This window comes from Paenibacillus xerothermodurans, from assembly GCF_002220865.2.
GTDB lineage: Bacteria > Bacillota > Bacilli > Paenibacillales > NBRC-103111 > Paenibacillus_S > Paenibacillus_S xerothermodurans.
In genome coordinates, this window is the sequence record NZ_NHRJ02000003.1 from 150,727 (window position 1) to 169,448 (window position 18,722).

At 51.0% G+C, this 18,722-nt stretch carries 19 protein-coding genes and 1 riboswitch; of the genes, 15 read left to right on the forward strand and 4 right to left on the reverse strand.

All coding sequences use genetic code 11. The features are described 5' to 3' along the window. Position 1: 1 nt before the first annotated feature. The 6 genes from CBW46_RS08080 to CBW46_RS08105 all read left to right on the forward strand — a co-directional run bounded on the left by CBW46_RS08080 (position 2) and on the right by CBW46_RS08105 (position 4,031). Positions 2-274, forward strand: a complete 273-nt coding sequence (locus CBW46_RS08080) for a hypothetical protein (RefSeq protein WP_089199509.1) — start codon at positions 2-4, stop codon at positions 272-274. Positions 275-557: 283 nt separating this feature from the next. Further along, a complete protein-coding gene (locus tag CBW46_RS08085) occupies positions 558-1,343 on the forward strand; it encodes a hypothetical protein (protein WP_089199510.1) in 786 nt (261 codons plus the stop codon). Between the two features lie 3 nt (positions 1,344-1,346). Next, positions 1,347-1,715 carry a GntR family transcriptional regulator gene (locus CBW46_RS08090; RefSeq protein ID WP_089199511.1) on the forward strand — a complete coding sequence of 123 codons (369 nt, stop codon included), beginning with the start codon at positions 1,347-1,349 and terminating at the stop codon, positions 1,713-1,715. An 18-nt stretch (positions 1,716-1,733) separates the two neighbouring features. Then, positions 1,734-2,447, forward strand: a complete 714-nt coding sequence (locus CBW46_RS08095; RefSeq protein ID WP_089199512.1) for an ABC transporter ATP-binding protein — start codon at positions 1,734-1,736, stop codon at positions 2,445-2,447. A 66-nt stretch (positions 2,448-2,513) separates the two neighbouring features. Beyond that, the gene (gene sppA / locus CBW46_RS08100; protein ID WP_089199513.1) at positions 2,514-3,494 is read left to right on the forward strand and encodes a signal peptide peptidase SppA; all 981 of its coding nucleotides are present in this window, start codon (positions 2,514-2,516) and stop codon (positions 3,492-3,494) included. Positions 3,495-3,560: 66 nt separating this feature from the next. Further along, entirely contained in the window at positions 3,561-4,031 is a 471-nt protein-coding gene (locus tag CBW46_RS08105; RefSeq protein ID WP_165842231.1) for an RDD family protein, read from the forward strand. Positions 4,032-4,366: 335 nt separating this feature from the next. Here the strand turns inward: CBW46_RS08105 and hemQ are convergent, their stop codons facing one another. After that, positions 4,367-5,113 (reverse strand): hydrogen peroxide-dependent heme synthase, encoded by a 747-nt coding sequence (gene hemQ / locus CBW46_RS08110; protein ID WP_089199515.1) that lies wholly within the window; start codon positions 5,111-5,113, stop codon positions 4,367-4,369. A gap of 180 nt (positions 5,114-5,293) precedes the next feature. On the opposite strand from hemQ, the gene CBW46_RS08115 reads away from it, so the two are divergent. The 4 genes from CBW46_RS08115 (at position 5,294) to dnaI (ending at position 9,046) form a co-directional block, all read left to right on the forward strand. Next, positions 5,294-5,578, forward strand: coding sequence for a YuiB family protein (locus tag CBW46_RS08115; RefSeq protein WP_207802260.1), 285 nt, complete (start codon positions 5,294-5,296; stop codon positions 5,576-5,578). Positions 5,579-5,629: 51 nt separating this feature from the next. After that, complete coding sequence (locus CBW46_RS08120) at positions 5,630-5,827, forward strand: YwbE family protein (RefSeq protein ID WP_089199517.1); 198 nt, start codon at positions 5,630-5,632, stop codon at positions 5,825-5,827. A 560-nt stretch (positions 5,828-6,387) separates the two neighbouring features. Then, entirely contained in the window at positions 6,388-7,884 is a 1,497-nt protein-coding gene (locus tag CBW46_RS08125) for a replication initiation and membrane attachment family protein (protein WP_089199518.1), read from the forward strand. Between the two features lie 211 nt (positions 7,885-8,095). After that, the gene (gene dnaI / locus CBW46_RS08130; RefSeq protein WP_089199519.1) at positions 8,096-9,046 is read left to right on the forward strand and encodes a primosomal protein DnaI; all 951 of its coding nucleotides are present in this window, start codon (positions 8,096-8,098) and stop codon (positions 9,044-9,046) included. Positions 9,047-9,176: 130 nt separating this feature from the next. Here the strand turns inward: dnaI and CBW46_RS08135 are convergent, their stop codons facing one another. Continuing rightward, positions 9,177-9,323: a YqzM family protein gene (locus CBW46_RS08135; protein WP_165842232.1), complete on the reverse strand. Its 147-nt coding sequence runs from the start codon at positions 9,321-9,323 to the stop codon at positions 9,177-9,179. Between the two features lie 305 nt (positions 9,324-9,628). On the opposite strand from CBW46_RS08135, the gene trxA reads away from it, so the two are divergent. Both trxA and uvrC read left to right on the forward strand, forming a co-directional pair. After that, positions 9,629-9,946: a thioredoxin gene (trxA, locus tag CBW46_RS08140; RefSeq protein ID WP_089199521.1), complete on the forward strand. Its 318-nt coding sequence runs from the start codon at positions 9,629-9,631 to the stop codon at positions 9,944-9,946. A gap of 151 nt (positions 9,947-10,097) precedes the next feature. Beyond that, the gene (uvrC, locus tag CBW46_RS08145) at positions 10,098-12,356 is read left to right on the forward strand and encodes an excinuclease ABC subunit UvrC (protein ID WP_089199522.1); all 2,259 of its coding nucleotides are present in this window, start codon (positions 10,098-10,100) and stop codon (positions 12,354-12,356) included. Between the two features lie 287 nt (positions 12,357-12,643). Here uvrC and CBW46_RS08150 read toward each other — a convergent pair whose 3' ends face one another. Then, the gene (locus tag CBW46_RS08150) at positions 12,644-14,305 is read right to left on the reverse strand and encodes a CPBP family intramembrane glutamic endopeptidase (RefSeq protein WP_089199523.1); all 1,662 of its coding nucleotides are present in this window, start codon (positions 14,303-14,305) and stop codon (positions 12,644-12,646) included. Positions 14,306-14,544: 239 nt separating this feature from the next. Then, positions 14,545-14,694, forward strand: a riboswitch (cyclic di-AMP (ydaO/yuaA leader). Between the two features lie 65 nt (positions 14,695-14,759). On the opposite strand from CBW46_RS08150, the gene CBW46_RS08155 reads away from it, so the two are divergent. Beyond that, positions 14,760-16,115, forward strand: coding sequence for a TrkH family potassium uptake protein (locus CBW46_RS08155; protein ID WP_089199524.1), 1,356 nt, complete (start codon positions 14,760-14,762; stop codon positions 16,113-16,115). 13 nt (positions 16,116-16,128) lie between these two features. Then, on the forward strand, positions 16,129-16,791 hold the full coding sequence (locus CBW46_RS08160) for a potassium channel family protein (protein WP_089199525.1): 663 nt from the start codon (positions 16,129-16,131) through the stop codon (positions 16,789-16,791). A gap of 64 nt (positions 16,792-16,855) precedes the next feature. Here the strand turns inward: CBW46_RS08160 and CBW46_RS08165 are convergent, their stop codons facing one another. Further along, the gene (locus tag CBW46_RS08165) at positions 16,856-17,761 is read right to left on the reverse strand and encodes a LysR family transcriptional regulator (protein WP_089199526.1); all 906 of its coding nucleotides are present in this window, start codon (positions 17,759-17,761) and stop codon (positions 16,856-16,858) included. A gap of 307 nt (positions 17,762-18,068) precedes the next feature. Here CBW46_RS08165 and CBW46_RS08170 point away from each other — a divergent pair, with 307 nt between their 5' ends. After that, a complete protein-coding gene (locus tag CBW46_RS08170; protein WP_089199527.1) occupies positions 18,069-18,722 on the forward strand; it encodes a succinate dehydrogenase cytochrome b558 subunit in 654 nt (217 codons plus the stop codon).

The window sequence follows — 18,722 nt, forward strand, 5'->3', positions numbered from 1 at the left end:
CATGCGCCACTGCAGCGTACAGGTACGCGGATTATTGACGCGCCACGAATTGGACCGCTATAACGCGCTGATGGACGTGGGGCATTTCTTGGAACAACAATTGCGCTACGATCTGGTCTATACGGTACAAAAGGAAATAGACATCCTCATTCTTCCGGCTATCGAACGGTTGAAGGAGAAATCCCGGCAGCGTGACCGGGACACGGAAGCTTATCTAGCGCAGAAGGGTAGAGGTGACGCCAGATTCGCCTATGACGATGCTGATGAGGAATGAGAGCACGATAGCGGACAGATGCGTGCGCATGCATGAGAATGCATGAGAATGCTAGACTGGGTGACCTTTATCAGAACTCGGGTGCAATGATGCCCAGCGTCAATTAAGTTAAGCCTTACCAAATCTACATGATCCTGTGGAAGTCGGACGACCCGGCGGACACAGGTTTTTTTTCGATTACCAGTGCCGGTGCACAGACCCAAAGGAAAAGATTGACACTACCAACGAGCTAGTGTACTATTCGACTAGAACACTAACTCATTTCGGAATGAGCGAGCAAGCATTGAACGCTGGTTGGAATCTTTTAAAGAAAGAGCTTGCGTTTGGGATCAGGCTGTTCGCAGCTCCTAAGATATACGTGTGGATTGTTCTCATTCTAGGAGCTTTGTCCGTATACCTGGCGCACCGTTTTCAAACAGGCGCCGTGAGCCACATATGGCTCGCCGTCATATACCTGCATGCGCTCAGTCCATCGATCTTCATGCTGCTTAGTCTCCGGAAGGAGCGTGAACACTCCCCGCTGTGGCTGCAGCTGCCCTTGCCGGGTTGGAAACTGCTGCTCGCGAAATACGCGGCTGCCGCAGCGGCATTCGTCGCCGGATTGCTCACATCAAGCACCTTATTGCTTTTGACGTATACGCTGGAGTACCCCAATCGAGCACAGTATCTTGCAGGGAGTGTCGAGCAGCCTTTCATCGAGAACGAATTTCGGCTGTTCCTTGGTTTTCTGCAGGGCAAGCAGATGACTCTGATCATTGAGTTTGTCTCAGTTTCGATCGGGCTGTCTGTGACCTTGGTTCTGATGTATCTCATCGCGGCTGCATTTCAGCACCGCATCGGACGTTGGAGCTGGCCCGCGGCTGTGGCGATCATAACTGCGGTCACCACACTTGAATATCTGTTTGAGGAAAGCTCCGCCTATCGATTTCTGTTCGGGTGGGGCGACATCGACGTGAGCGGTACGGATGCTGTTTTTTTTGCTGTCGGCCATTATGTTTGGTTTTGGATTAATTTAGCGATCTGTTTTTATGTATCTTCTTGGTTGTTGGATCGTATGGTGGAGGTGTAGGCCATGGTTGAGCCGTTTTCCAACGCGCAGCCGATTTATGTGCAGCTCGTGCAGCGTATCTGCCGCCAAATCGTGAGCCGTGAGGTTCAGCCTGGCGACAAACTGCCCTCAGTCCGGAATCTGGCAGTGCAGTTCGGGGTGAACCCTAACACGATACAGCGGGTAAATATGGAGTTGGAGCGGATGGGAGTTGTGGAAAGCAGGAGAGGGCAGGGGATCTACGTGACTGAGGATACATCGCGCTTAACTTTGCTGCGGGCACAGCTGAAGGAAGAGCAAATCACACGATTTACAAATGAAATGCGGGAGCTGGGCTATACCGGGGAGGAAATCGTGGCAGGCGTGCAAGCGTTTGTGAACGCGCAGCGATAAGGGACAGGAGCTACCGGGATGCAAAACGAGACACAGGAATGGGCTGCGGGACAGGAGCCGATTATTGTTTTTGAACAGGTGAGCAAAAAATTTCCCGGCAAAACAGCCTTGAGATACGTGAGTTTTACAATTCCGAGAGGAGAAATCATCGGAGTCATAGGAACGAACGGCAGCGGCAAATCAACCCTCTTAAAGCTCATGGCCGGATTGCACCGGCCCAGCACAGGGCGGGTGCTTGTTGATGGAGTGTCCGCAGGCCGGCTGAGCTGCAGGGATGTGGTGTTTTTATCGGAGCGGGATGTGTATTATCCAATGTATTCAGTGGAGAAATCCGTGAATTTTTACAGCAGCTTATACGCAGATTTTGATCCGCAGAAGGCGATGGACCTAGTGCGAGCGTTCGATTTGGATCCGGCACAGCATTTGGATAACATGTCAAAAGGACACCGCTCCCGCTTGAAAATAGCATTGGCTCTCGCGCGGCAAGTTCCGTTAATCGTAATGGATGAACCGCTGTCCGGTCTCGATCCGTTGGTGCGGGAGTCTATCATTCGAACTCTAATTTCGTTTATTGATATGGAAAAACAAACGCTTGTGATGACTACACATGAAGTGGATGAAATCGAGCCGCTGCTAGACCGGGTGATACTGGTGCGAGAAGGTGAGCTCATTGCTTTTCAGAGAGTCGAACACATTCATGCCGAAAATGGTATGAAATTGGTAGTTGGATGAAAAAAATGGTTTAATAACCACTTGTTATATAAAAAAATGTTTTTATAATGAAAAGGGGAACTCCATATGGGAAGAAAAGGTGTAGCTTGGATAATCATTGGGGTGTTGATCACGACGTTGATAGGACTCATTGTGATAAAATCCGACTCTTTCATCAGTGCAAACTCACTCGGGGGCAGCGAACATCGCAAATGGAATGAAGAATCATTGAAAGGCCACGGCACGGACAAGATAGTTCAACTTACCATGGAGGGTGTGATAGCAGAACAGACCGGTGGTTTAATGGGCGGCGGAGGGCTGAATGCAGCCGACTTCATCAGCCAGCTGGAGCAAACACGCCTGGATGAGGACGTGAAGGCAGTAGTGATTCGCGTGAATAGTCCGGGAGGCGAGGTTGTGGCGTCTGACGAGATTCATTCGAAAATTCTGGAGCTAAAGCAAGCGGGCAAGCCCGTGATTGTCAGCATGGGCTCGGTAGCGGCTTCAGGCGGGTACTATATTTCGGCTCCGGCGGACTACATCTTTGCGAATCCTGCCACAATGACTGGCAGCTTGGGTGTTATTTTCTCGGTCGGCAACTATGAGAAGGCAGCAGACTGGCTCGGCTACACAGAAAACACGATTAAAAGCGGAGCGTACAAAGACATTGGCAGCCCTCTGCGTGAAATGACACCTGAGGAGCAGCAAATATTACAGACCCTGGTGGATGAAAGCTATCAACAGTTTGTTACAATCATCGAAAAAGGTCGTAATTTGCCGCGGGAAAAGGTACTTCAGATTGCCGACGGGCGTATTTATACCGGTCAGCAGGCAAAGGCGTTAGGTTTGGTGGATGAATTTGGCACACTGGAGACGGCCACCAATCACGCAGCTAAAAAAGCGGGAGTACAAGAGTACGAGCTGGTGCGCTATTCTAAGGAGCCCTCTTTCTCTGATCTATTCAGCGGAGCGATGGTGAAATCCGCTAACCCGGGCGCCGAAATGTTGAAAGAGATTTTGCCTGATGCTTCCATCGGACCTAAATTAATGTACTTATATCAGTCCTGATTCATAAACATTTATATAGCTCACCTGTTTGATTGTAAGAAAAAAAGACGGAGTGTGATGCAGGCTATGGAAAGACCTAACGACAATGAACCATTAGCACCGATGGGGAATGTCCCATTCACCGGAATGCGACCGGCGGTCGAACAAAGATATGCAGGGTTTTGGATTCGCTTTGCGGCATTGATACTGGATGTCATTGCTCTTCAAATCGTGTTCATAGTGATGAACCTGCTGCTTGGTGAGGACTTATTGGAGCCGTCGACAGGCGTATCACTGTTTCAATCGCTGCTCTCGTTGGTTTATTACATTGTCATGACGGTGGTGTATGGTCAGACGGTAGGCAAGATGGCTACGGGCATTAAGGTGGTCCGTGCGGATGGCGGAGCGAATACTTGGGGAAGCATTATCCTGAGAGAGCTGCCGGGTAAGCTGGTGTCAAGCATCATTCTGTGCATCGGCTACATGATGGCAGGCTGGGATCGTGAGAAGCGTGCGCTGCACGACCGTATGGCAAGCACTCGAGTAGTGAAAATTTAAACACGATTTTCTAGCGGACCCTACGTGCATACGACGTGGGGTCTTAGATTTTCAGCGCTTATCCCGTCCGCACGCAGCCATGCTCGTTATGCAGGAGGGACAGACAACAGGCGATCGTGCGAGCGACTCCTCCAGCGCGATTGCTGGCAACTGCCAATCTAAAGAACAATGGGTGGTGTGCGTCCTGAGCGGGGGGAGCGCTGGCTGACATCGACCTATCGCTTCGCTATTCCAGTCGGCACTTAGTTATACTCCGGAGTTATGAACTGCACTCTGCGGCAATAAAAGACCCTGCGTGCGGCGAGGCCGCGCAGGGTCTAATATTTATGCCGAAATTATAGCTTCAGCATCGCTTGCATTTTCTCGCGATCCAACAGGTTGCCCACGTAGAAATCGCCAAATTCGCCGAACCGTGCGCTGGTTTCATCGAAGCGCATCTCGTGGACGATTTTTTTGAACTGCAGGGCATCATCCGCGAACAGGGTCACGCCCCACTCCCAGTCGTCCAACCCCATGGAGCCAGTAATGATCTGCTTGATTTTACCTGCGTAGTTGCGGCCGATCATGCCGTGGTTGCGCATAAATGCACGCCGCTCCTCGACAGAAAGCATGTACCAGTTGTCATTGCCCTCGCGGCGCTTGTTCATCGGATAGAAGCAGACGTGCTTCGCCTTCGGCAGGGTAGGCTTCAAACGTGCCACAATCTCCGGGTCCTGCATCGGATCCTCGCCGGGCTTAGCCATATAGGAGCCCAGCTCTACGATCGAGACATAGGAGTAAGTAGGGATGGACACTTGTCCGAACAGAGATTTGTTGAACACGGTCTCCAGCTCATTCAGCTCTTCCAGCGTTTCACGCAGGTGCATGAACATAAAGTCCGCTTTTTGTCCTACGATGCTGTAGAAAGCAGTGCTGCCCTGTTTTTCATCCTCGGTCCTCTGGTATTTGGCCAGCAAATCGTACAGCTCGTCCTCCGCGCGGTTCCTCTCTTGTTGAGACAAGTTTCTCCACGCCGCCCAATCGATAGCGCGAAAATCATTCAACGCGTACCAGCCTTCTAATGTCTGCATTGCTTCACTCATCAGGCACAACTCCCTTTATAGATGTTGGAAATATCGTCTAATTCGTTTCATTGTAACGAAATCGGGATGAAAGGGCAAATTACGCGGGTTCATCAAGCATTCACTTTACCGGACAGGCAGTTTTCTATAAAATATAGTATGCAATAGATTATATTCGGGTATCAAAAGGAGTTGGCGGTTGTGCTGCAGCTGATCATTGTTACCGTGTTGCTGTTCGTATTATTTTTCGGCCTCGGATTTATATTAAACATGCTGATGAAAACGACCTGGTTTCCCATCTACGGTTACATCGCGCTTGTGATTGGTCTGGTCATTTACTGGGGTTGGGGGACAGGCTCTCTGGCGTCGAATTTGGCGGAATACTACATAGTGGATTATATCCCGGCGCTTGGTGGACTGATCGGGGCCATATTGAGCGGTTCTACTATTAAAATGCTGCGCACGAAGGGCTATCAAATGTTCTAGCATCCGGATGCAGGCTGATGGCTCACTCCGCAGCGGAAAGAGAGTGAAGCGATGAACGGTCAATCGCGCAAAGATATTGTGCCTGGCATCAAGGTGCAAATTGTACAGAAGCAGGATCAGCGATCCGGCAAACTCACGGCGGGTGTTGTAAAAGATATTTTGACCAATTCACCCAGCCATCCGCATGGTATTAAGGTGAGGTTAACCGACGGCACGGTGGGCAGAGTGAAGCAAATCGTCACCGACTGAGGCGTAGGGTGAGCGGCGGTAGACGGTGAAGCGCAACGGTGTGGGCACGCGGCAAGCGACCGCGGCGGTGGACGGCGAAGCGCGCCGTGTGGACACGCGGCAAGTGACCGCGGCGGGTGGACGGTGAAGCGCACCGAGCGGACACGCGGCAAGTGACCGCGGCGGTGGACGGTGAAGCGCACCGTGCGGACACGCGGCAAGGACCGCGGCGGTGGACGGTGAAGCGCACCGTGCGGACACGCGGCAAGGACCGCGGCGGTGGACGGTGAAGCGCACCGTGTGGGCACGCGGCAAGCGACCGCCCCGGCAGACGGCGAAGGCACCGTGTCGGCCAGTGGCGAGCTACCGTGGCGGTAGACGTCACGGCCGTCTGCGCGCAAGACAGTGTGGACTGCATGCTCGCCTAGCTCGGTGCAGGCGGGCTAGTGCAGCCCAGAAGATCATGACTGCTAATGTATAAGGCGGTCATGATTTTTTCATATGTTTTCATGCCCCAGCGTGTCGATTTGTGTGGTAATATGGAGTTTAGCACGTTAGAACATAGATAGGATTTGAAGCTTATGCGGATAACAAATATGCTGCATTTCTCTGAGTATCACCGTTTTTACGTGGTGCGGGATTTCTCATTGAGCAGCTTGGATATGAAGATGTTGTCTACCCTGTATCAGCCGATGGTCGGTGCTTTTGCGATAAGCCTGTACCATACGCTGTTTCTGCAGCTTCCTTCTGACAAAGTCGGCCATTCGCCGATCGAACAACAGCGCAAGCTGTTTCTTGGATTGGAGCTGGAATCGGGGGAGAGGGGACGCAAGTATTTTATTGAGCAAACGTCAAAGTTGGAGGCCGTAGGCCTGCTCAGCACAAACCGCAAATTTGCTGCCGCTTCCGACGACTATGTGTATGAATACATACTTTCTCCGCCGTTGTCGCCTAATGAATTTTTCAAAAATCAGCATTTAACCCTGCTTTTGCATGACAAGGTGGGAAAATATATGGTGTTTGCGCTGCGTGACGAGATGGTGCTGCCGCAGCTGGAGGAGATGAATGACACCAATACAGAGAATCTTTCAGTACCGTTCTATGAGCTGTTTCATCTAAATTCTCAGGTGATGGACGTCGAGCTGGAGCAGGCGTTCTTCGAAGCCGCGGCGGCAAAACCGTCCGGTTCCAAGCCTGAAGCGGCGAACAAAGGCTATGAGTATGCCGATATCATCAGGCATTTTCCACGAGAATCGGTGAATAGAGTGTTTGTCGAGCGGCTGAAATATGAATCAGAGCAGATGACTCAAATCAACTTCGTCGCTAAAAAATACGGCCTTTACCTGACCGACATATGCAGACTGCTGGATGAGGAAGGGGTATTCGATGCACAGGGGGTCCTCATGCTCGAACTGATGCAGCACAAGGCCAACATGGTGTTTCGTCAGGACAAGAAGCGCAGTGAAGAGCGCACCCGGTATCTGGCCAAGCTGGAACAGGACCGGACCGGCCCATCGGCTCGTACCGGCGGCGCCGGGTCCGGGTCTGAGGAACAAACGGTAGAGATGGAGTACTATCTCGAGGTGCCGGATATTTTCCAAGGTGAATGCAACCAGCATCAATATAATTATATTTTGCGGAATGAGCCTTACACGTATCTGCTTGAAAAAATTTTCTCAAGAGGTACTGTTCCCGACGGGCTCCTGGATACACTGGCGAAGGTAGACCTGAATTATGGGTTGGACGAGGCTGTGATCAACGTACTTATTCATTATATATACGTAAACAAACGTTCATGGTCGAAGGGCTCTATTGAATTCAGCGTGACGGACATGCTGGCTAAGCAGGTCAGCACATACGAACAGGCGGTGCAATATATACGCGAGCAAGCCAAATACAAAGAAGGCAGGAGCACCGCGCGAGGAACCGGTAGTCGCTCAGGAGCTGGCGGGCGCGGGATTAAACAAAAGCCGATGCTTCCGATCGTGGAAGACAAGGCAAGCTCACCGATGTCACGCACCGCAGAAGAACGCGAAGCAATGCGCCGCCGTGCGCAGCTGCTCGACGGTAAGATGTAGCTGGCGGCACACGTCACCACGACGCTACCTCATAGGAGAAACGAAGTGTTCGCCTTTTTGTCCGTTTGTTGCCACCACTGACTTGGTCTTATATAATGAGACAACACAACAGCGATCGGAGAAATTTGCAAGAGACCGCAGCTGGTCTCGCAATCGACTGTAGTTGTCCGCCGCCGCTCGGTTCATCGATCTACTTAAGGAGGTGCGACCCTTGGAATCCCTCGCCGACATTTTAAAATCACTGCCCAACCAAAAGTACCGGCAGCAGGCCGAGCATAGGGCCAGAGAAATATTAGCGGATCCGCTAGTGCAGAAGCTGCGTGCAAAGTATCCGACATTGGATGATTACACAGTAAAAATCAACATTAACAAATTGTATCAATATGTAACCGAACATCGGAACTGCTCCGAATGCCCCGGGCTCGACCGCTGTCCGAATGATTTTACCGGGCATTACACGATGATCGCGGTGGAAAACGACAATGGCAAGACCGACATGTATGACTACAAAGTCACATGCAAAAAGCAGCTCGCTCAGCAGACGCAAGAGGCCATTCGCAGCCGGATCCGCAGCTTTTATGTCGATGAACGTGCTCTGTCGCAAGGTTACTCCTCCACGGAGATTTTTGATAAAGACCCGCATCGGGAGGAAGCGGTGGACCGGCTAATCAGCTATATTCTGACAACCAGGCAAGAAGGGCTGCAAAAGAATGGACTGTATTTGGCCGGTAGCTTCGGTACGGGAAAAACGTTTTTGATGTGTTACATGCTGCATGAATTAGCCAAAAGCGGATATACGGGTGCGATTGTGTATATGCCTGATTTTGCCGAGGATTTGAAAGCCATGTTCCAAGACCCCCGGAAGCTGAAAGAAACCATCGACGTGCTAAAAGAAACCGACTTGCTCGTGTTCGATGATATCGGCGCGGAAAACCTCAATCCATGGCTGCGTGATCATGTGATGGGCGCGATACTGAACTATCGCATGAATCGCAAGCCGACGTTCTTCACGTCCAATCACGATTTGACCGCGCTCCAGCAGCATTTTAGCTTCACCAGCAAGGATGGGGATGAAGAATTTAAGGGGCGGCGCATCATGGATCGGATACGTCCTTTCGTAGATGTGTTGCTCGTCAACGGCTATAACAAACGTGGTGTTTAAAAAAACGAGTCTGCTGTGGTCCGATTTATGTGCTAGACAAGCGTAGTCCGGGTCACGTGGCATTGAGCGCGATAAAAAAGCCCGCCCCGTGTAAGTCACGGAACGAGCCTTTGCACATTTGGTTCATGAATTAACGAATCGCCAGGGAGATCACCGTGGCCACCACTGCGATTAGCAGCAGAAAGCCGAAAAATGCGCCAAAGCCAATGGCCGTATCCAGAAAATCATTGCTGGGTTCTTCGTTAATATGCAGCTCAGGATGTTTCACGTCGTTCATGATAGATCCTCCTTACAAGGCTTCGTTTATTCACGCTTTCATAAATAAGTAACACGGAATGTATTGCAAGAGTATGTATTTACCGGTTACTGCTAGTATACCCAACTTTTCAAACTATTGTAAAGGCAGCGAAAGTGACAATTATGCGACGGTTTGACATGTGCCACTGCAGTAGATGGCAGCAACGTCACTCACAGTCACGGCAGGTAACATTTGGCTAAACGCCGGCGCGGTTGAAAATAGGGTGCGATGTGGTATACTTTACATGTTGACTACATTTTACCGTGCGAAAGGAGAACGTTATAATGGCTATCGTAAATGTCACGGACCAATCTTTTCAGAATGAAGTGGAAGGATCAGGTACGGTTTTGGTTGACTTCTGGGCCCCATGGTGTGGACCTTGCAAAATGATTGCTCCTGTCTTGGAAGAGTTGGACAAGGAGCTCGGGGATAATTTGAAAATTGCAAAGGTGAACGTGGATGATAATCCGGAATCGGCATCCCGTTTTGGCGTGATGAGCATCCCTACGCTGATCGTATTCAAAGACGGTCAACCGGTGGATAAAGTGGTAGGCTTCCAGTCCAAGGATGCGTTGAAGAACGTCGTCAGCAAACATCAATAAATTATTCGCGATTTTGCGTCTGTGAGCAGCTGCGTGAAGTGAATCTATAACGAATAGGTGTGCTTCCGAAAACTCACAGATGAGAAAAAGCTCTTTTTCTGCTATGCTGGAAAAGGAGCTTTTTTGCCGTGTTGAAAGGAGAGGAGCAGCAATGGCATCGCACGACGAGGAGCAGGTACGCAAGCAGCGGGCTGAAGCGATACGCAACAAGCTGGCGCTGCTGCCAGAGCAACCGGGCTGCTACCTGATGAAGAATAAAGACGACATTGTCATTTACGTCGGTAAGGCAAAAGTGCTGCGCAATCGCGTGCGCTCCTATTTCACCGGGAGCCACAGCGCAAAAACGCAAGCGCTAGTTAACGAAATTGCCGACTTTGAATATATAGTTACAACCAGCAATGTGGAAGCGCTGATACTTGAATGTAATCTGATTAAAAAATATAATCCGCGCTATAATGTGCTTTTAAAGGACGACAAATCGTTCCCATACATCAAAATCACCAATGAAAAACATCCTCGGCTGGAGGTGACGCGGCGGGTAGTCAAGGATAAAGCAAAATATTTCGGACCCTACCCGAACGCTTTCGCAGCCCAACAGACCAAGAAACTGCTTGACCGCCTTTACCCGCTTCGCAAATGTAAGACGATGCCGGAGCGAGTGTGCCTATATTATCATTTGGGACAGTGTTTGGCACCATGTGAGTATAACGTGGAGCAGGAAACATACGAGCAGATGGTGTTGGAAATCACTCGGTTTCTCAACGGCGGCCACGACGAAATCAAGCAAGACCTGACCCGCAAGATGGAAGAAGCTTCGGAAGAGCTGAACTTCGAGCGTGCTAAGGAGCTGCGGGATCAGATCGTTCACATAGATGCGGTCATGCAAAAACAGAACATCACCACTTTGGACGCTGTTGACCGGGATGTGTTTGGTTTTGCCGTCGACAAGGGCTGGATGTGCGTACAAATCCTATACATGCGCCAAGGAAAGCTGATTGAGCGGCATGCTTCGATGTTTCCGTTTTACGGTGACCCCTATGAGGACTTCATCAGCTTTGTTACACAGTACTACAGTGAAAACCCGGCGTTGCCGAAAGAGATCTTTTTGCCGGCGGATGCCGAAGAGCTGCCCTCCGCAGACCTAGCGTCCGTACCGAACGCAGCGGCTACAGCTGACCATGATGCTGCGCCAGTCGAGGCGCAAAGCGGGGTGGATGACTCAGAACGGCAGAATCGCGCGCTAGCTGCTGCCGCTACAGGAGCTATGGACGATGGGCAGCGTGACGAGCAGCAAGATGTACCGCACATACATGCTCAAGCTGCATTGGATTCTGACGCGACCGGAGACCACAACACGAGTGCAGCGGCCGCCGACACAGGCAGCATTAAGACCGACGTGAAGGAAGCTTTGGAGAGCTGGTTGAAGGTGAAGGTCCACATCCCAAGGAGAGGTGCCAAGAAAAGTATGGTGGCGATGGCGTGCGACAATGCCCGTGTGGGGCTGGAGGAAAAGTTCCGGCTGATCGAGCGTGATGAGAGTCGCACGGTTAAAGCCGTGGAGAACCTCGGTGAATGGCTTGGCACGGGCATGATCCACCGCATCGAAGCGTTCGATAACTCCAATATCCAAGGCTCCGATCCGGTGTCGGCGATGGTCGTCTTCACAGACGGCAAACCGGACCGTAAGGAATACCGCAAATACAAGATCCGCACGGTGCAAGGACCGGACGACTATGAAACGATGAGGGAAGTCGTTAGACGCCGGTATGAGCGCGTGCTCAAAGAAGGCCTGCAGCTTCCGGATCTGATCGTGATCGATGGCGGCAGAGGCCAAATATCTGCAGCAACCGACGTACTGGAGAATGAGCTGGGATTGTACATTCCTGTGTGCGGACTTGTGAAGGACGCCAAGCACAAAACCTCCCAGCTCATGATCGGTGATCCCCCAGAAGTCGTGCCTTTGGCCCGAGACAGCCAGGAATTTTATCTGCTGCAGCGCATACAGGATGAGGTGCACCGATTCGCAATCACATTCCATAGGGAAACGCGTGCGAAATCCATGATTGTGTCGCAGCTGGATTCCATACCCGGTGTTGGCGAGAAACGACGCAAAGCGCTGTTGAAGCACTTTGGCTCACTCAAAAAAATCAAAGAGGCCGCTATTGAGGACTTCCGTCCTCTCGGGATCGGGGAGAAGCTGGCAGCGCGAATTATGCGAGCATTGCATGGCGAACCGGATGAGGTGCCTGAGGCGGACAGCACTGCAGGGGAGCTGCCGCATGGAGCACCGGCGGCGGAGCAGTCCGCAACTGGACTGCTGCCGGATGTGCCCGCTGCGGATCACGCCGCAGCCGTGCATACCGAGCGCCAACACAGCGTTCCTGCGATTGAGCCGGACGCTCGGCATTGAGCACCTCGGCAGTGGGCGGAGCTCGCTAAATGCGCTGATATCATACTAAAGAAAAGACGAGTGCCGGTTTGGCATCTCGTCTTTTTTAGTTGGCGCAGGTCAGGTGAACCCACAGTGTGCTGAGCTGAGCGGAGCATCTTGCCCGTCAGTGCGCTGAGCTGAGCGGAGCGGCTTGCCGTGAGTGTGCTCAGCTGAGCGCAGCGGCTTGCCCGTCCGTGTGTTGAGCTGAGCGGAGCATCTTGCCCGGCAGTCAGCTAAGATCAGCAAGCAGGTAGCCCTGCTGTGCGCTATGAGGAGGTGGGCTGTGGGTCTCGTCTTTTTGTCACGCGATGCAACCATGATAAGATCCAGCCGACCAATGCAGGGAAGACCAAATAGAAAGTGCCGATCACATCCTGAGTGCCATCGCCCGTATCGATCAACGTCACGCCCATCAAAATGCTGTCCATGGTAGCGTGCGCGAAGAGCACGGTAAGGAAGCCGTATCGCAAGAAAAAGAAGCCGAAGATCAAACCGATGATACTCACTTCCACCAATCTCGTGTACACGGGGTAGATCGGGTACTGTGTGTGGCTCATGGCCCATACGATGCTTGGCAGCAGTACAGCTAAAAACCGGTTACGCACCAGTGCGAGGAAGAATGCGATCCCGAACAATCGGTAGATCGCTTCTTCCGAGATCGCTGCCGCCCACGCCAGCAGTGGGAATATGCCGGGCACCAGCATGTTCAGGACGGACTGGGAAGGATCGCTCACCGACCACACGTCAAAATACTGGCTGCCGATAAAGTACATTCCCTGCTGTACGCCGAGAATGAACAGGCACAGCAGATAGCCCCGCCCCGTGGCTGTCATCACCTGGCTTCCGAAATCCCGGTCATGCCATTCGGCCACCGGGTCCCATCCCTGCCGCCTCCATAGGAATGTTCCGGCCAGCAGCGAAAAATAGACACTCACTGCCATCAATACGGCCAAAGCGGTGACGAAACACAAGTAAACAATGGCCTGCAGCTGCGACGGCCCCGCACCATGAGCGGCCCGCAAAGCGGGCAGCATGTTGATATTGTTCGTAACATATATGGCAAGGAACACCAAGCTCAGCAGCCAACCGCGCCGGAAAGAGATCTCCTTCCGATAACGGATGATAATGTACAGCGCGGTGATGGTCATCGCTAATGATACGCCCATACTGATATTCGTCATCAGAGCAGCTTTGGCATCCTGCTGCTCCTGCCACGACAAGAACGCAGCGGGGATGTTGAACACGGGATGAAACGACACGACCGCACCGTTGGCTACCGACAAGGTCAAGTGTAGCGTGGCTTCTCCAATCCGTTCGTCCCGGCTCTCGTATAAATAGCGAGTGCCCACGGCCGGTCTTGGTCTGTCTCTACGTTCGGGCGCCGTGACGTTAGGCTCCTCCCGCACCCTGGTGAATTCTTCAAGCTCAAAGCCTTGCTCAATTATTGCTTGCTCTGCGAGCTGCAGCGGCTCGGTAGCAGCCGTGGCGGCCGCCCGCTGTCTGAGTGCAGGCGTGGTGTACGCTTCCCAACCGATGATGCGTTGATTGGAATAATCCACATCAATGTAATATGTAGCTCTTTTCGCAGCATCATTGATCTCTACCTCAAAATAGTTCAGAGGCAGATTCTCAAAGTGTTTCACATACTCATCGTGCAGCTCCGCGTCTTCCAGGTAGGCGTGACGGACGGTGTAGGATTGGTGAAGTACACTGGTGCGGTAGTCGTCAGAGAGACCAAACCGCTGCTGGACAAATTGTGCCGCAGCCTCAGCCGCCTCTTGTTTGGTGATGGCCGGGTCGTCTGCGCCCGTATCCGCAGCTGCACCAGGAGTTTGAAGATATACCGAGCCAATAATCACTGCTAGATACAGAACAATGCCGATCACTGCTAGCAGCAGTAGAGGGGGGTTGCTTCGCCGATTCGCCATGCGTTCTCTCCTTTGTTCACTGTGGTGCCGAGATTTGTTTTCCACAATATACTACCTTACCCTAGCATACATGCCTTGCGAAAATCCAATGAAATAAAGAGCATGCGGTGGGAAACCGCAGATAAGCAGAGAAAACACTCTCACTCGTAGTGCCAGTAGTTAAAAAAATAGGTTTCCACTCCCTTTTCCGACCGAAAGCGACTTTGTGCTGCCTCTGAAAGAGGCTTATAATTCATATCAATTGAATACGGCCGAATTTCTTTTGTGAAAACGGGGGAACCACTGTTTGTTTATAGGGGTGAATTCATCGCCATCTTAGCATGGAATGATAGGGTACCTGTAAAACCCGAATCCGTCAGCTAACCCCGTAGGCTTATCACAGGAACCTAGAATGAGGCATTGGGTTTCCAGTGTCTTTTTTTCGTGCGTTGACGGCCGAGTTAGGGGTTAATTTATGAAACTTGCATTGAAAAAAACCAATCTAACGCCCCCACAAATTCTGGTAATTGGCTTTGCCGTGATGATCAGCCTTGGCGCCACACTGCTGTCTTTGCCGATTGCGTCGGCGTCAGGGCAGCCACTTCCTTTTCTGGACGCGTTGTTCACAGCCACATCGGCGGCTTGCGTGACAGGGCTGGTCGTGGTTGACACGGGCTCCACATTTACCGTCTTTGGGCATATGGTTATCATTTTACTCATTCAAATCGGTGGACTTGGCTTTATGACGATGGCGACATTGTTCTCCTTCGTGTTAAAAAAGCGCATTTCTCTGAAAGAGCGCCTGATTTTGCAGGAGGCGATGAATCAGAGCAGTATGGAGGGCATTGTCCGTCTCATCAAACGGGTGCTGCAATATGCGCTCACAATTGAACTAGTGGCTGCTATTATCTTCTCCATTCGCTGGTCATTTGATTTTGGGCTTGCAAAAGGGATCTATTTGGGCGTGTTTCATGCGGTCTCCTTTTTCAATAATGCGGGCTTTGATCTGTTTGGTCCGATAACCGGGCCGTTCAGCAGTCTTACCTCGTATGCCTCGGATCCGATCATTAATATTGTTTCTATGGCGCTGATCATTTTAGGCGGTATCGGCTTTATCGTGCTGTCGGACTTGCTTGATTGGAAAGTAAATAAGCGACGGCTTTCGCTGCATTCCAAAGTTGTGTTAAGTGCTACCGGCTTTTTAATCGTATGTGGAGCTCTGGTCATCTTTATGTTCGAATTTACTAACACCAAAACTTTAGGGACGCTAGACTGGCAAGGCAAAATATTAGCGGCATTTTTTCAGTCGGTATCCCCCAGAACCGCCGGAGCGAACTCACTCGACATTGCTGGTATGAGACAGGCTTCGCAATTTTTTATCATTGTGCTGATGTTTATCGGTGCTTCTCCCGGCTCGACAGGCGGCGGTATCAAAACCACGACTTTTACCACGCTGATCGGTGCAATGATCACTATGGTGCGCGGCAAAGAAGACATTGTGCTGTTCCATTACCGGCTTGGCAAGGACCGTATCCTGAAGGCTACCACCATTACATTGCTTGCATTGGGACTGGTGATCTTCGTCTCGATGGTGTTGTCTACCACGGAGGATTATCCTCTCCTGATGATATTGTTTGAAGTCACGTCGGCTTTCGCTACGGTCGGTTTATCTATGGGCTTGACTCCTAATTTGACCGATGTCGGCCAGATCATGATTATTATAATGATGTTTATTGGACGCCTGGGCCCGCTCACATTGGCTTACGCACTTGGACCAAAAGTAGAAAAGGAATTATACAGACACCCGGAAGGAAAAATTACAATCGGATAGGGGAACAGCACACATGAAACGCGGTCAATATGTCGTCATCGGTCTTGGGAGATTCGGTTCGAGTTTGGCAAAAGAATTAATCGAATTAGGATATGAGGTGCTGGGTCTCGATAAGGATGAAGAGGCCGTGGACGAAATGAGCGAGATGCTGACTCACGTGGTGGCGGCAGATTCTACGGATGAGGAAGTGCTGAGATCGCTCGGAATTCGCAATTTCGACTGCGCTGTAGTCGCTATCGGCGATGACATACAGGCTAGCGTTCTAACTGTGATACTGCTGAAGGATATCGGCGTCAAGCAGGTGGTAGCAAAGGCCCTTTCTGAGCTGCATGGTAAGGTGCTTGAGAAAATTGGGGCGGACCGGGTCATTTTTCCGGAGCGGGACATGGGTATTCGCGTAGCCCACCAGCTGGTATCACCAAATCTGCTTGACTATATCGAACTGTCCAGAGATTACACAATCGCCGAGCTGCAGGTGCCTAAAAGGCTGTGCGGACGTTCACTGAAGGACCTGGATCCCCGTGCCAGATACGGCTGCAGCGTGGTTGCTATTAATAAGAAGAACAGCGTGATTATCGCCCCTACTGCAGAAGACACATTGGACGATCAGGACGTAATGGTAGTGATCGGCACCAATGAGCAGATCGAATCGTTCGAGAACGCGGTCATCGGTTAAGGGGAGCGGCTTCGCGTGAGCTTGCCACGGAAGCAGCACCCAGCGTGCAGCCCTAGTCGGCTGGTCATTGGCCGGTTTTGCCGGTAAAATAATTTCTCGCCTTCTCTATAAACTGCTGTGCCGACGGATGATGAACGGCCTCTTCTGTGAATAACAGGGAGGTCGTTCTTGTTGTTTGCTCCAGTGCCGGTATGAATCGTACGTGCAATTCATTCTCTTCTATATAATGTCGGCGCAAATAAGATTCGGGCAGCAGCGTAGCTGTTTGGCAGGTGGACACCAGGCGGATGATCGCCTCGAATGAATCGATTTCCATCCTAACGTCGGGCTGGATAGCATAGCGGTGAAACAGTTCGTCCATCAGGACACGGTACCAGGTGCCGCGGGAGAAAAGAATCATAGGCAGTTCGTGCAGATCGCTGATTTCAATCGAAGCTTTATCCACAAACGGATGGCCACTTGGCAGTACTACACACAGGTGATCGTCGAACAAAGGGATGCACTGCAGCCCAGGGTGCTCGATTTTGGATGCGACCAGGCCGATATCCACTTTGCGTTCCTTTACCATGGGCACGATCTCATGGGTTTTGCCTGTCACCGCTTTAATGTCGGTGTTCGGATAATCCTTCGCATAGATCGTGATCAGATCAGGAAGAGTGGACTGCAATGTCGTAAGACTGGCCCCTATAATGATGCTCGAGGGTTTCTCCGTAGTCTTGAATTGCTCCAGCTCCCGCTGGAGCTTTCGTTCGAGATGCCGCTGCTCCAAAGCATATGAATAGCAAATCTGCCCGGCTTGTGTCAGTTCGAGTCGTTTTCCCTTGCGCCGAAACAGCTCCACGCCCAGCTCTTGTTCCAAACGCATAATTTTGCGGGACAGCGCCGGCTGTGAAATATTCAGGCTGTGAGAAGCCTTATTCAAGCTTTCCATTTCCACGACAACGGCGAAGATATCTATGTTTTCTAGCAAAATGCTCCCCTTCTCTCCTAAAATTCGCTAGATTATGGGCTGGTGCAGCTTATGCAAAAATGGCATAACTGATTATAAAGAATCAGCACTTCCATTATAAGTGATAAAGCAGTACTATGTATATGTCACTTGTTGTTCACATTTTTATCAATCGAATATGCATAAAAAAATGTCGATTCATGGAAAAAGGCGCAGCTAATTTTGTTGACGCTTGTTTGAGGCGGGAGTACAATGAAATCTGTCTGTCAACATGTGATCATGCTAAGCACTCAAGTAGTGCCCATTTTTAAGGGGGGAAAGGAATTCAATGGCTCGTAATTCGTATTTTTCTCGCAAGCTGCACTCATTGCTCGGTGTCATTCCGGTCGGCTTTTTTCTGGTCGAGCATCTGATCACCAACTATAAGGCGTTCCAAGGCGGGCATGAAGCGTTCCTGGAAGAAGTACACTGGCTGCATCAGTTGCCATTGGTATTGGCACTCGAGATTTTTGGGATCTGGCTGCCGCTGCTGTATCACGCAGTATACGGTCTGTATGTTGCTTATACCGCACGTAATAACGTTTCCAATTACGGTTATTTCCGCAATCAGATGTTTTTTCTGCAGCGGGTGACGGGCGTTATTACATTCTTGTTCGTTGCTTGGCATTTCTTTGAAACACGTTTTCAGATCACATTGGGTTTACCGCAGGATGAAATTGGTGTCCGTATGCATGAAATCGCTACAAATCCAATTAACTTTGTGCTGTACTGTATCGGGATCGTGGCTGCCGTGTTCCATTTCAGCAACGGAATGTGGTCGTTTCTGGTCAGCTGGGGCATTACGGTTGGACCGAAATCGCAGCGTGTGTCGACCTATGTATGGATGGGCGTATTTGTAATCATGACTGTTATGTTTATTCTGTCGTTGACTGCATTCGTCGATCCGGATTTCCAATCTGTGCCGGAAATGGCGCAAGGTTAA